Source organism: Variovorax sp. GW460-12-1-14-LB1 (genome assembly GCF_059423605.1).
On record NZ_JBWKYF010000060.1, the window covers coordinates 28,400 to 42,377 of the forward strand.

The window sequence follows — 13,978 nt, forward strand, 5'->3', positions numbered from 1 at the left end:
TCAGGTCTTGTCTTTGAGCAGGCGGCGCAGCACCTTGCCCGCGCCCGTGGTGGGCAATGCATCGATGAAGCTCACGGCGCGCGGCGCCTTGTAGCTCGCCATGTTCTCGCGCGCCCAGGCCACGAGCGCGTCGGCCTCGAGCGCGGCGCCGGGCTTGCGCACGATGAAGGCCTTCACGACCTCGCCCTTCTCGGGGTCGGGCTGCGCGATCACCGCCGCCTGCGCCACCGCCGGGTGCTTGATGAGGATGGTCTCGACCTCTTCGGGGAACACGCTGTAGCCCGAGACCTTGATCATTTCCTTGAAGCGGCCGATGAAGGTGAGGTAGCCGTCGGCGTCGAGCTTGCCCATGTCGCCCGTGTGCACCCAGCCGTTGCGCAAGGTGGCGGCCGTGGCCTCGGGCTTGTTCCAGTAGCCCTTGAACGAGCCGGCGCTGGTGAGCACGATCTCGCCGACTTCACCCGTGGGCATGTCGGCCTGCGTGTCGGTGTCGATGATGCGGATGGTCACGCCCGGCACCGGCACGCCCTGCGTGCCCCAGCGCGGCGCCACGTGCGGCGTGTAGGTGTCGCAGGTGTGGGTTTCGCTCAGGCCGTAGGCGGCCTCGAACGAGCTGCAGTGGTTGGCGTGCGAGCGCCACTGCGCGGCCAGCGGTTCGGTGAAGGCGATGCCGAAGCTGGTCACCGGGTTCATCTTCAGGCTCGACAGGTCGAAGCGGGCGATGTCGGGCACCTGCATGCAGGCCACGTTCATCGGCGCGATGCTGTACCACCAGCTCACTTTGTAAGCGGCAATGGCCTGCAGCACGGCGCGCGGGTCGAAGCGGTGCATCAGCACCGAGGCGGCGCCGCTGAGCACGGGCACGTTGACGCCCATGAGCATGCCGGCGATGTGGTACAGCGGCGCGATCGACAGCAGCACGTCGTCCGGTCCCACGCCGTTGCAGTCGGCCGCGGCGCGCGTCTTGAAGAGCGCATTGCCGTAGCTGAGCATGGCGCCCTTGGGCAGGCCGGTGGTGCCCGAGGTGTAGGTCATGAGCGCGATGTCGTCCATGTCGATGGCGACGGGCTGCGGCGTGGCGCCGCTGCGCATCACGGCGAGGAAGTCTTCGCAGCCTTCGGGCACGGTGCGTTCGGCCGTGCGCTCGGCGGCCAGTTCGGCCGGCAGGTCGAGCGTGGGCTCGGCGGGCAGCAGGTCGGCGTAGTGCACGACGAACACATGCGCGAGCGCGAGGGCACTCTGGGCCTGCACCTTGCGCACCACCGGCACGAGCGGCGCGGCCGCGACGATCACGCGCGCCTTCAGGTCGTTGACCTGGTAGGCCAGCTCGTGCTCCTTGTTGAGCGGCCCGCTCGGGCAGACGATGGCGCCGATCTTCTGGATGCCGAAGTGCGCCACCAGGTACTGCGGGCAGTTGTTGAGGAACAGCACCACGGGTTCGCCCTTGGCCACGCCCAGGGCCTGCAGGCGCGCGGCGAAGGCGTCGCTCGCGCGGTCGAGCTCGGCCCAGCTCAGGGCCTGGCCGTACCAGAGGCAGGCGGTGGCGTCGCCGCGCGTGCGTGCGTGGTCGCGCAGGTAGGCGTGCAGGGGCTGCTGCACGCGCGGCGGCAGTTCCTTCAAGCGTTGTGGGGTGGCGGGCGTTGTCTCCATGGCGTCACTTTCTCAGGGTTATCGATAGCCGCCTGCGCATGGCCGGCGCTTGCCAATGCGGCATGGTGCACGAACAATCCTACCCATGGGTATAACTTCCGCGACACCGAACAAACCCTCTGCCACGCACACGGCGCAGCCGCACCTGCCGCAGGGCACGGGCCGCCAGCGCGCGGCCACGCAGGGCACCGACCTGCAGCGCGAGCGCATCCTGCAGGCGGCGGCGCAGCTGTTTGCCGCGCAGGGCTACGCCAACACCACCATGGCGCAGATCGTGCGCGAGCTGGGCGTGACCAAGCCCTTCGTGTACTACTACTTCCGCGACAAGCAGGAGATCTTCGAGACGCTGTCGTGGCGCCCCGCGGTCGACTGCTTCACCGCGCTCGACTTCGCCGCCGCCGACCCGCGCCGCGCGAGCGAGAAGGTGATGGAAGGCATCGAGCGGCTGATCCGCGCCACCATCTCGCACCACCCGGTGGCCTTCTTCGCGTACCGCGAGCCGCAGGTGTACCGCCCCGAGTACCTCGAAGCGCAGAAGAAGCTCGCGCACCACTTCTACGACCTGCTGTGCCCGCTGCTCGAAGAAGCCCGGCGCGACGGCGACCTCGACTTCGACGAGACCAAGATCACCGCGCTCGCGGCCTGCAGCCTGCCGGGCTTTCTCTACAGCTGGTACCGCCCCAACGGGCGCCTCTCGCCCGACGAGGTGGTGGCGCAGCTCACGAAGCTGGCCAGCCGCGTGATCGGGCTGCGCGCGAAGAACTGATTCCGTCTTTCACACACCCTCCGGAGACACCCATGAAGCTCACGCATGCGCCCCTGGCGCGGATCGCCCTTGCCTCCTTGTTTGCCATCGCCGGCACCGCGGCGCAGGCGCAGGCCCCGCAGCCGACCTACAAGATCGCCTACATCGATCCGCTGTCGGGGCCGTTCGCCAACGTGGGCGAGCTGATGCTCATGCACACGCAGTACGCCATCGAGGACATCAACGCCAAGGGCGGCGTGCTCGGCGGCATGAAGCTGCAGCTGCTGCAGTTCGACAGCAAGCTCTCGGCGCAGGAAAGCCAGAGCGCGCTGCAGGCGGCGATCGACCAGGGCGCCAAGGCGATCGTCACGGGCGGCTCGGGCTCGTCGGTGGTGACGGCGCTGGTGCTGGCGGTGGCGCGCTGGAACCAGCGCAACCCGGGCAAGGAACTGATCGTGCTGAACCACTCCTCGATCGACCCCGAGATGACCGGCAAGGGCTGCAGCTTCTGGCACTTCCAGACCGAGGCCAACACGGCGATGAAGATGAAGGCGCTGGCCAACTACATCAAGAAGACGCCGGACGTGAAGAAGGTCTACCTGCTGAACCAGGACTATGCCCACGGCAAGCAGTGGGCCAGCTACGGCCGCCAGCTGGTGGGCCTGGCGCGCCCCGACATCCAGTTCGTCGGCGAGACGCTGCACCCGATCGGCCGCGTGAAGGACTTCGCGCCCTACATCGCCAACATCAAGCAAAGCGGCGCCGACTCGGTCATCACCGGCAACTGGGGCCAGGACATGACGCTGCTGCAGAAGGCCGCGGGCGACGCGGGCTACAACCTGCGCTACTTCAACCACAGCGCGGGCTCGGTGCCCGGCACCGTCACCGCGGTGTCGCAGGCCAAGACCGGGCAGCTCACCTGGGTGGCCGAATGGCACCCGGGCCAGGCCGACACGCCGAAGGTCGATGCACTCGCCAAGGCCTACAAGGCCAAGACCGGCAAGGACTTCCTCGCGCCGCGCATCGACCTGACGCCGCGCCTGCTGGCCGCCGCCATCACCAAGGCCGGCAGCGCCGACACGGTGAAGGTGGCGCGCGCCCTCGAAGACCTGAGCTTCGATTCGGTGGTGGGCCCGGTGCGCATGCGCGGCGAAGACCACCAGCTGCTGCTGCCGCAGGTGGTGAACACCATCGCGCCGGTGGACGGCAAGGCGGTGAAGACGGGCTGGGAAGGCACCAACTACGGCTTCCGCACCGATGCGGTCTATACCGGGAACGAGCTGGCGCAAGGCACCGACTGCAAGATGGTCCGACCCTGAGTGCTTTCGGGGTACGTACCCAGGACACCGGGTACTCCCCTCCGCGAATGTCCCCCGGGGCTTCGCCCCTCCTCCTTGATTTCGCTGCGGGGAGCACCCAGTGCCCTGTGCACGAGGACACGCGGCTGGTGCTCGCCGATCAACGCGCACTGTGAATGACGATCACGCTGATGGGGTGCCTTGCGCAGCGAAATCAAGGGGGAGCCCGAAGGGCGGAGGACATTCGCGGAGCAAGGTGCCCCGTCGGCGTGATCGCGCCCTGAACTGACTCTGTAAACGGCCCCGGCGCCTCCTAAGGGAAACCCCGTCCTGCCCACCCCCTGTGCCATCGGGATACTCCGGATTCGCATCCCGGACATCCGAAGCGGGTCCATACCGAAGGCACAACAAGGTACACCATGGCAGGAAAGAACTCGCTCCATCCGATCCCCCATCCGGCGAAGAAACCCTTCGTCGGCAATCTGCTGTCCATCGGCTCCGACTCGCCGGTGCTCGACATGTGGAAGATCGCGCAGGACCTCGGCGGCATCTACTGGCTCGACATGCCGGGCATGCCGGTGATCGTGGTGTCGTCGCCCGCGCTGGTCGACGAGCTGTGCGAAGAGCCGCGCTTCGACAAGAGCACGCGCGGTGCGCTGCGCCGGCTGCGCGCCGCGTCGCACGGCCTGTTCACCTCCGACACGCACGAGGAGACGTGGTCCAAGCCGCACAACATCCTGCTGGCCAACTTCAGCCAGCGCGCGATGCAGGCCTACCACCCGATGATGCTGGACATCGCGGGGCAGCTGGTCACCAAGTGGGAGCGCCTCAATTTCGATGAAGAGGTGGACGTGGTGCGCGACATGACCGCGCTCACGCTCGACACCATCGGCCTGTGCGGCTTCGGCTACCGCTTCAACTCGTTCTACCGCGAGGGCTTCCATCCTTTTGTCGATGCGATGGTGCGCACGCTGGAGACGGTGCAGAACCGGCGCGGCATTCCGCTCGAGGAGCTGATGCTCAAGAAGGAGCTGGCGCAGCAGCGCAAGGACATCCGCTACATGCACAAGATGGTGGAAGACATCATCGAGGAGCGACGCGCCAGCGGTGCCGACATCGCCACCAAGCCCGACCTGCTGAGCTACATGATCGCGGGCGTGGACAAGAAGAGCGGCGAGAAGCTCACCGACAAGATGATCCGCGACGAGTGCATCGAATTCCTCATCGCGGGCCACGAGACCACCAGCGGCCTGCTGTCGTTCGCCATCTACTTCCTGCTGAACAACCCCGAGGCGATGGCCAAGGCGCAGGCCGAGGTCGACAGCGTGTTCGGCGGCGACACCACGCAAAAGCCCACCTACGCGCAGGTCAACCGGCTGCAGTACGTGATGCAGGTGCTGAAGGAATCGCTGCGCCTGTACCCGACCGCGCCCGCGATCTCGATGCGCGCGAAGGAAGACACGAAGATCGGCGGCCAGTACACGATCAAGAAGAACAACATGGTCATCATGCATGCGCTGGCGCTGCACCGTGACAAGGGCATCTGGGGCGAGGACGCCGACCAGTTCAACCCCGACCACTTCAGCCGCGAGGCCGAGCGCGAGCGGCCCGTGAATGCCTTCAAGCCCTTCGGCAACGGCCAGCGCGCCTGCATCGGGCGGCAGTTCGCCCTGCAGGAGGCGGTGCTCACGCTGGGCATGATCCTGCAGCGCTTCAACCTCGTCGATCACACGGGCTACAAGCTCAAGATCAAGGAAGCGCTGACGATCAAGCCCGAGAACTTCAAGATCAAGGCGCTGCTGCGCGACCCGGCCTCGCGCCCGCGCGGCACCGTGGAGGCGGCGGCCGCGCCCGACGCGCCGGCCAAGCCCGCCGCGCGCAAGCCGCAGGCGGCGCGCCACGGCACCTCGCTGCTGGTGCTGCAGGGCTCCAACCTCGGCACCGCCGAAGACCTGGCGCGCCAGCTGGCCGAGGCCGGCGAGCTGCGCGGCTTCTCGACCCAGCTGGCCTCGCTCGACGACTACGCCGAGCGGCTGCCGGCCAGCGGCGCGGTGGCGATCGTCTGCGCCTCGTACAACGGCGTGGCGCCCGACAACGCGGCGGAGTTCCACCGCTGGCTCGACAAGGCCGACGACTCGCTCAACGGCGTGCGCTTCAGCGTCTTCGGCTGCGGCAACACCGACTGGGCCGCCACCTACCAGGCGGTGCCGCGCCGCATCGACGAGCGGCTCGAAGCACTGGGCGCCGACCGCGTGCACGCGCGCGGCGAAGGCGATGCGCGCGAGGACATGGACGGCGCCTTCCAGGACTGGAGCGACGCGCTGTGGCCCGCGCTGGTGAAGACCTTCGACATCAAGAACGGCGCCGACACGCCGGCCGAGGCCGAGCCGCTGTACACGCTCGAAGAGCTGCCGCCGCCGCAGAAGAACGCGCTGGTCGATGCGCTGGGCGCGGTGCCGCTGCGCGTGATCGAGAACCGCGAACTGCAAAGCGCCGGCGCCAACGGCGAGGCCGGACGCTCCACGCGCCACGTCGAGCTGATGCTGCCCGAGGGCGTGAACTACGTGCCCGGCGACCACCTGAGCGTGGTGCCGCGCAACAGCCCGGCGCAGGTCGAACGCGCGATGGCGCGCTTCGGCTTCGACCGCTCGGCGCACGTGCGCCTGTCGGCGGTGCCGGGGCGCAAGGCGGCGCTGCCGGTGGACCAGGTGATCGCGGTCGATCGCCTGCTCGGCGACTACGTCGAGCTGCAGGACGTGGCCACGCGCAAGCAGATCGCCACGCTCGCCGCGCACACCGAGTGCCCGTTCACCAAGCCGAAGCTGCAGGCGCTGTCGGGCAGCGACGAGGCCTCGCAAGCCGCGTACAAGGCCGAGGTGCTGCACAAGCGCAAGTCGCTGCTGGAGCTGCTCGAAGAGCACCGCGCCTGCCAGGTGCCGTTCGCTGTGTTCCTGGAAATGCTGTCGCCGCTGTCGCCGCGCTACTACTCGATCTCCTCGTCGCCGACGATGACGCCGGGGCGCTGCAGCGTGACGGTGGGCGTGGTGAGCGCGCCCGCGATGTCGGGCAACGGCACCTTCGAGGGCGTGTGCTCCAACTTCCTGGCGCGCGCCGAGGCCGGTGACACGGTGCACGGCGTGATCCGCGAGACCACGGCCGAAGGCTTCCGCCTGCCGGAGGACGCCAACCGGCCGCTCATCATGATCGGCCCGGGCACCGGCCTGGCGCCGTTCCGCGGTTTCCTGCAGGCGCGCGCCGCGCAGGTCGAACGCGGCGACGCGCTGGGCGAGGCAATGCTGTTCTTCGGCTGCCGCCATCCCGAGCAGGACTTCATCTACGCCGAAGAGCTGCAGGCCTGGTCGCATCGCGGCCTGATGAAGCTGCACACGGCCTTCTCGCGCGCCGGCGACCGCAAGGTCTACGTGCAGGACTTGATCCGCGAACAGGGCGCGGCCGTGTGGAAGCTGCTCGAAGCGGGCGCCGTGGTGTACGTGTGCGGCGACGGCTCGCGCATGGAACCCGACGTGCGCCGCACGCTCAGCGACCTCGCGCGCGAGCACGGACAGGACAGCGCGGCGTGGATGGACAGGATGATTGCCGAGCAGCGCTATGTGCTCGACGTGTGGGCCGGGGCCTGAAGGGCCCACTCTGGAGCCCCAAAGAAGAAGACCGGCATTCGCCGGTCTTTTTTCATTGGGAGCTTTCGCCCCGGGTCAGACGTTGCGGTCCGGGTCCGGGTACACCAGCGGCCCGAGCATGCCGCGGTTGAACGGCTTCCACTCGCCCTCGGGCTGCGCCAGCCGGTCGGCCACCGCATAGAGCACAGCCGGGTGCGCGCCGAGCCCCAGGTGGCTCGCCACCACCTCGATGTTCTCGGACTGCGGGCCGGTCTTCTCGAGGCTGCAGCGCCATGCGACGACGCCGTCGGTGCGGCTGAAGATCGAGGTCGTGGGCACGGGCGGCGTGGGTTCGACGAACTTCATGCGGCGCGGGTCGTGCGAGCTCTGGCCGCTCACGCCTTCGTACACGCGCCAGGCGTTGGTGGCGCGCGGGCTGCCCGAGAACGGGCTGCCGAGCGTGATCACGTTGCGGATGAGGTCCTTCTGCGCCGAGGCCAAGAGCCGCGCGTAGACGCCGCCCAGGCTCCAGCCGATCACGCTGACCTTCTGGCCGCTCTTGTCGGCCAGGGTCTTGAGCAGATCGACCATGCCGTCCTCGACACCGGCGCGCGGGCCCAGGTTGCGGCCCTGGCCCCAGCCGTGCGCGTCGTAGCCGCGGCTGCACAGGTAGCGGCGCAGCAGCAGCGTGGACATGTCGCTGGCCACCAGGCCCGGCAGCACGAGCACGGGGTGCCCGTCGCCGCGCGGCGCGAGCTGCAGCAGCGGCCACATGGCGAGGCCGGCGCCGGTTTCCCAGAGGGCGCGCGCTTCGGCCAGCAAGAGCAGGCGCGACGGCGGTGCGATGGGTTCGTGGGTGGCGGTGGTCATGATGGCGGCTTCCTTTCTGTTTCTTTCTTCTGTAGGACGACGATGGGGGTGCGAAGTTGCATGCCCCGTCGGACGACGACTTCATTTATCCGAGGTATTTGCCCCTCAGGTAATCAAGATAAGCCCTCGATTCGCTGGAAACATACGGAGAAACCAGCGTGAGTGTGTAGAAAGCCGCCAAACCGGGGTCGGCTTGCGCCAGCGCGTCGCGCCCCGGCACCAGCCGCTCGAACGAGAGCCAGCAGGTGGTGGTGAAGACCATCTGCAGCGCGAGGATGCGCGCCTGCTCGGCGCTGGTCTCGATCACGCCCGACGCCACCAGCCCTTCGCACAGCGTCTGGGCGGCGAGCAGGTTCTGCGCGGTCATGGCCTGGGCGCGCTGCCCCAGGGCCGGGTATTCGCTGGCCAGGAAGGCCATGTCGCGGTAGATGAAGCGGTACTCGTCGATGGCCTCGAAGCGCAGGTGCAGTGCGAGCCACAGGTCGTCGATGGCGGCAATGGACGCCGACGAGCCGTTGAGCACCTCGAGCCGCTGCTCGAAGCGCCGGAACAGCCATTCGACGATCAGCTGCTTGGCCTTGAAGTGGTAATGCAGGTTGCCCGGGCTCATGCCGAGCTCGGCCGCGATCTTGTGCGTGGACACGGCCGGAAGACCTTCCGCGTTGAACAGCGCAAGGCTGGTCTGCAGGATGCGATCGCGCGTGGTGTTGGAGCTGGCCACAAGCGGCGTGTTGCGTGCGTTGTGTGCCGCTCAGCGCTTGCCGCCGGAGCCACTTGAACTGGACGGTTTCTCGAGTTTCGCGAGGCGTTCGCGCAACTGCGCCACCTCGTCGCGCAGGGCCTGCACCTCCTCGGCGCTGGGCATGCCCAGGCGTTGCAGGGCGGTGGCGACACGCTGGTCGAACACGTCCTCGAACTTGCGGATGCCGAAGGTGTCCAGGCTGGGAAAGCCGCGCGTCAGCGCCGCCTTGGCACCGGCCACGTCGGCCTTGCCGTGCCCGATGCCGAGCAGGCCTTCGATCACGTTGGCCTGGCGCTTGGCGACATCGTTGCGCACGTTGTCCAGCGCCTTGAGGCCGGCGCGCAGCAGCGCTTCGGCCTTGTTGGTGCCGGCCGCAGCAGTGTCTGCGGGCGGTGCTTTTGCAGCCGGCGCCGCCTTGCGGGGCGCGGCTTTCTTCTTGGCCGCCGGAGCCTTCTTGGCAGGCGCCGCCCTCTTCTTCAACTTTGCAGTGTCATCGGGACGGGTCGCCATGCGGTGGGTGCTCCAGGGGCGTAAGGAATGAAAAGGGCGCGATCGGCGCCCCGGGATCAGGCCGCCTTGCGGGCAGCGCGGCGAACCGGCTTCTTGGCCGCAGCGACCTTGGCCTTCACGGTGCGCACGGGGGCGGCTTCTTCGGTGCCGCTCACACGGGCTTCGATCTGCTTGGTGCCGGCGACGATGCGGTCAGCAATTTGCACCGACACGGTGGCGAAGGGCTGGTTCACGGCCGACAGGGCGTTCAGCACGGTGGTGGCAGCGGGCGATTCGATCTGGGCGACGCGGTTGGCGACGGTTTCGATGCCGCTGGTGGTACCGGCGGCGACGCGGTCCATCACGTTCACGATGCGGCTGGTGTCGATGTCCAGGCGGTTCGACAGGAAACCATGCACCTTTTCTTGCGCGCCGATCAGGTTGGCCTTGATCTGTTCGCTGACCAGCGGGATCTGGCGGTTGCCCAGGAACTCGCTGTAGCGCGAAGCGGCACCGCCCAGCAGGCGTTGCACGCCGGTGCGGTAGGCACCGACCAGGGTCTTGCCGGCGTCGTTGTACTGGCCGACGACGTGGATGGCGGCGGAAGCGATGTTGGTTTGCGTGGACATGTGAGATTTCCTTGAAGTTGAATGGCTCGCGGGGAATCGCGATGGGCCAATCATCTTCCGCAGGGCCTAGGCCTGGAAAACTAGAACGGTCGGAAAACTAGTCCAACTGCCCCAATTTTTTGCCCAGGCCGGGCCGGCCCTGTCGATCATGCCGCAGCGGCGCGCGGCGATGCGGCGGCCTTGCGGGCCGCGGGCCGGGGTGCGGCCTTCTTTGCCGCAGCCTTCTTCGCAGGGGCTTTCTTCGCTGCCGCCTTGACCGGCGCGGCCTTGGCCGGGGCCTTCTGCGCCGTCTTCTTGGCGGCAACGGCCTTCACCGGCGCCTTCTTGCGCGCGGCCGGCTTGCGGGCCGGTGCAGCGGCCTGGGCCTCTTCGTCCGCCTCCGGCGCGGGTGCGGCCACGGGCTTGGGCGGTGTGGCCGGCGCGCCGGAGACGGCCGGGTGCTTCTGGGTCAACTCCATCAGCAGCTTGTGCTCGGCCAGCAGGTAGTCGCCGATCTCGGTGATGTCGGGCACGGCGCGGCGGCAGGCGATCAGGCCGTAGTCCATGCGGCCGTTGTAGCTTTGCACGGTGACGTTGAGCGCGGTGCCGTGGCTGGCGATCGACACCGGGTAGTAGCAGGTGACCAGCGCCCCCGCGAAGTACATCGGGAACGGCGCGCCCGCCACGTTCGAGACGGCCACGTTGGCCGCCGGCGGCAGCAGGTTGACGATGCCCGAGCGCCCCACCATCGACGCGATGCCCGACACCAGCCACGGCGCGGCGAAGGTCGGGAAGTCGTCCAGGATCACGGCCTTGAAGCGGTTCATCGTCGACTTCGAGGAATTCGACGAGGCGTTGATCGCCTTCAGCCGCTGCAGCGGATCGGTGATGTCGGTGGCCAGGCTCACGAGGATCATGCTGGCCTGGTTGTTGGCCGTCTGGTCGCCGGCCTCGCGCAGGCTCACGGGCACGCCGGCCACCAGCGGCTTGGCCGGCAGCTCGTTGTTGTCGGCCAGGTAGTGGCGCAGCGCGCCGGCCACGGTGGCCAGCACCACGTCGTTGAGCGACACGCCGAAGTGCTTGGCGATGTACTTGGTCTCGGCCAGCGAGATGGTGCGCCCGGCGAAGGTGCGCTGGTTGGTGATCGACACGTTCAGCGAGGTGCGCGGCGCGAAGAGGTTGAACTTCTTCGGCGCGGTGGCGGCCGCCTTGTCGGCCGCCTTCTCGTCGGGCTGGGCCAGGCCGCCGATGGCGCGCGCGATGGCCGGCGCCATCTTGAACAGCTTGACGTACTGCTGCGCCGTGTTGCGCAGCGCCGCCGTGGCGAGCTCGGCCATGCCCAGCTGGTAGCCGTTGCTGCGCGGGCGCGCACGCGGCGGCTTGATCACGCGGCCCGTGGCCTCGAGGTCGAAGATGGCCTTGCCCAGCTCGACGCCGGCCTGCCCGTCGATGCCCGCGTGGTGCACCTTGGTGTACAGCGCCACCTGGCCGCTCTTGAGGCCGTCGATGATGAAGAACTCCCACATCGGCCGGCTGCGGTCCATCAGCGTGGAATGCAGCCGTGCCACGTATTGCTGCAGCTGGCGGTTCGTGCCGGGCTTGGGCAGCGTGATATGGCGCACGTGGTAGTCGAGGTCGATGTCGTCGTCCTCGACCCACACCGGATTGGTCATGTCGAAGGGCATCAGCGCGAGCTTGCGCGTGAACACGTCGGCCAGGTGGATGCGGCTGGCCATGAAGGCCTTGGCGTCTTCGTAGAAGTCGCCCTTGTAGCCCTTGGGCAGGTCCAGCACGTTGAGCGAACCCACGTGCATCGGCATCTCGGGGGTTTCCAGGTGCAGGAAGGTGGCATCAAGACCGCTCAGGTGTTTCATGTGTGGTTCTCCTCGTTGGGGCATGCGCCGTCCGGCAGGATACCGTGGGCATCGCGTTCGTGGGCCTTCGCTTCTTCAGTGTTTCCACCGGGGGAAGGCACGCGCGAGACAGGGGTTTGCCCCAAGCTTTGGCGGGGTGCGCGTCCACTTGTAATGAAAAAATCAACGCGCCCTACAGGCCGCAACCAGGCCGCAACAACTGCTCACAGGCCGCCGCATTCACGGGGGCTTCGTACACTGTGCCGCATGACCTCTGCGCACAACGACGACCCCCATCTCTGGCTCGAAGACATCGACGGCGAAGCCGCTCTGGACTGGGCTCGCCAGCAGAATGCACACGCCGTTCACACCTATGCGCAGTCGCCGGCCTTCCAGTCGATCGAGCAGGGCCTGCTCGAGGTGCTCGACTCGGACGCGCGCATCCCGATGGTCAGCAAGATCGGTGCGCTGTACTACAACTTCTGGCGCGACAAGGCGCACCCCAAGGGCCTGTGGCGCCGCACCACGCTCGATGAATACCGCACGCCCGAGCCCGCGTGGGAGACCGTGCTGGACCTCGACGCGCTGGCCGCGCAGGACGGCGAGAACTGGGTCTGGCACGGCGCCGACTGCCTGGAGCCCGCCTACGAACGCTGCCTCATCTCGCTGTCGCGCGGCGGCGCCGATGCCGACGTGGTGCGCGAGTTCGACCTGGTGAACATGGCCTTCGTCGAAGGCGGCTTCACGCTGCCCGAGGCGAAGAACCACGTCACCTGGAAAGACATCGACCACCTGTACGTGGGCACCGATTTCGGCCCCGGCTCCATGACCAGCTCGAGCTACCCGCGGCTGGTGAAGGAGTGGCAACGCGGCACGCCGCTGGCCGAGGCCGTCACCGTGTACGAAGGCGCGCACGAAGACATGTCGGTGAGCGCCTGGAGCGACCACACGCCCGGCTTCGAGCGCGACTTCGTCTCGCGCCAGATCGACTTCTACGACAGCGAGACCTGGCTGCGTGCGCCCGACGGCAGGCTGGCCAAGATCGACGTGCCCGACGACGCCAACACCGGCGTCACGCGCGAGTGGCTGCTGATCGAGCCGCGCGAAGACTGGACCGTGGCCGGCCGCACCTACACCGCCGGCTCGCTGCTGGCCGCGCGCTTCGACGACTACATGGCCGGCGCGCGCGAACTCACGCTGCTGTTCGAGCCCGACGACACCACCGCACTCGACGACTACTCGTGGACGCGCCACCACCTCATCCTCAACGTGATGCACGACGTGGTGAACCGGCTGGAGGTGCTCACGCCGCCGGCGGACGGCCTAGGCGACTGGGCGCGCGACAGCCTGGGCGGCGCGCCCGCGCTCTCGTGCGTGGCGGCCGGCGGCATCGACGAGACCGAGAGCGACGACTACTTCCTGACCGTGAGCGGCTTCCTGCAGCCGACCACGCTGTACATCGGCACCCTCGGCCAGGGCGAGCCGCAGCCGCTGAAGCACAGCCCCGGCTTCTTCGACGCCTCGCGCTTTCGCGTGAGCCAGCATTTCGCGACCTCGGCGGACGGCACGCGCGTGCCCTACTTCGAGATCGCCGCGAAAGACCTCGTGGCCGACGGCACCCACCCCACGCTGCAGTACGCCTACGGCGGCTTCGAGATCTCGCTGGAGCCGAGCTACAGCGGCGGCATCGGCCGTGCCTGGCTCGAACGCGGCGGCGTGTACGTGGTGGCGAACATCCGCGGCGGCGGCGAGTACGGCCCGCGCTGGCACCAGGCCGCGCTGCAGGAGAACCGCCTGCGCACCTGCGAGGATTTCGCGGCCGTGTCGCAGGACCTGTTCGCGCGCGGCATCACCTCGCCCGCGCACCTGGGCGCCATGGGCGGCAGCAACGGCGGCCTGCTCATGGGCAACATGCTCACGCTGTACCCGCAGCTGTACGGCGCCATCGTGAGCGAGGTGGCGCTGCTCGACATGAAGCGCTACACGCAGCTGTCGGCCGGCGCCTCGTGGATCGCGGAGTACGGCGACCCGGAACTGCCCGACGAGTGGGAATTCATCCGGACCTTCTCGCCCTACGAGAACGCCAAGGCCGGCACGCCCTACCCG

Annotated in this window: 10 protein-coding genes; 4 read left to right on the plus strand and 6 right to left on the minus strand. The window is 68.2% G+C overall.

Annotated features, from left to right (window positions below; all coding sequences use genetic code 11):
- The gene (locus AC07Y4_RS24700; protein WP_487847365.1) at positions 1-1,650 is read right to left on the minus strand and encodes an AMP-binding protein; all 1,650 of its coding nucleotides are present in this window, start codon (positions 1,648-1,650) and stop codon (positions 1-3) included.
- 85 nt (positions 1,651-1,735) lie between these two features.
- On the opposite strand from AC07Y4_RS24700, the gene AC07Y4_RS24705 reads away from it, so the two are divergent.
- The 3 genes from AC07Y4_RS24705 to AC07Y4_RS24715 all read left to right on the plus strand — a co-directional run bounded on the left by AC07Y4_RS24705 (position 1,736) and on the right by AC07Y4_RS24715 (position 7,331).
- Entirely contained in the window at positions 1,736-2,416 is a 681-nt protein-coding gene (locus tag AC07Y4_RS24705; RefSeq protein WP_487847366.1) for a TetR/AcrR family transcriptional regulator, read from the plus strand.
- A 32-nt stretch (positions 2,417-2,448) separates the two neighbouring features.
- Entirely contained in the window at positions 2,449-3,714 is a 1,266-nt protein-coding gene (locus AC07Y4_RS24710; protein WP_487847367.1) for a branched-chain amino acid ABC transporter substrate-binding protein, read from the plus strand.
- A 398-nt stretch (positions 3,715-4,112) separates the two neighbouring features.
- Entirely contained in the window at positions 4,113-7,331 is a 3,219-nt protein-coding gene (locus AC07Y4_RS24715) for a bifunctional cytochrome P450/NADPH--P450 reductase (RefSeq protein WP_487847368.1), read from the plus strand.
- A 75-nt stretch (positions 7,332-7,406) separates the two neighbouring features.
- On the opposite strand, the gene AC07Y4_RS24720 is transcribed toward AC07Y4_RS24715, so the two are convergent.
- The 5 genes from AC07Y4_RS24720 to AC07Y4_RS24740 form a co-directional block, all read right to left on the minus strand.
- Positions 7,407-8,180 (minus strand): esterase/lipase family protein, encoded by a 774-nt coding sequence (locus AC07Y4_RS24720; RefSeq protein WP_095746971.1) that lies wholly within the window; start codon positions 8,178-8,180, stop codon positions 7,407-7,409.
- A gap of 85 nt (positions 8,181-8,265) precedes the next feature.
- A complete protein-coding gene (locus tag AC07Y4_RS24725) occupies positions 8,266-8,901 on the minus strand; it encodes a TetR/AcrR family transcriptional regulator (RefSeq protein ID WP_070063831.1) in 636 nt (211 codons plus the stop codon).
- A 30-nt stretch (positions 8,902-8,931) separates the two neighbouring features.
- The gene (locus AC07Y4_RS24730; RefSeq protein ID WP_487847369.1) at positions 8,932-9,402 is read right to left on the minus strand and encodes a phasin family protein; all 471 of its coding nucleotides are present in this window, start codon (positions 9,400-9,402) and stop codon (positions 8,932-8,934) included.
- 86 nt (positions 9,403-9,488) lie between these two features.
- Positions 9,489-10,040 carry a hypothetical protein gene (locus AC07Y4_RS24735; protein WP_487847370.1) on the minus strand — a complete coding sequence of 184 codons (552 nt, stop codon included), beginning with the start codon at positions 10,038-10,040 and terminating at the stop codon, positions 9,489-9,491.
- Positions 10,041-10,186: 146 nt separating this feature from the next.
- Positions 10,187-11,893, minus strand: a complete 1,707-nt coding sequence (locus AC07Y4_RS24740) for a WS/DGAT/MGAT family O-acyltransferase (protein WP_070063828.1) — start codon at positions 11,891-11,893, stop codon at positions 10,187-10,189.
- 246 nt (positions 11,894-12,139) lie between these two features.
- Here AC07Y4_RS24740 and AC07Y4_RS24745 point away from each other — a divergent pair.
- On the plus strand, positions 12,140-13,978 hold a 1,839-nt coding region (locus AC07Y4_RS24745; RefSeq protein ID WP_495275229.1), incomplete at its 3' end, for a prolyl oligopeptidase family serine peptidase.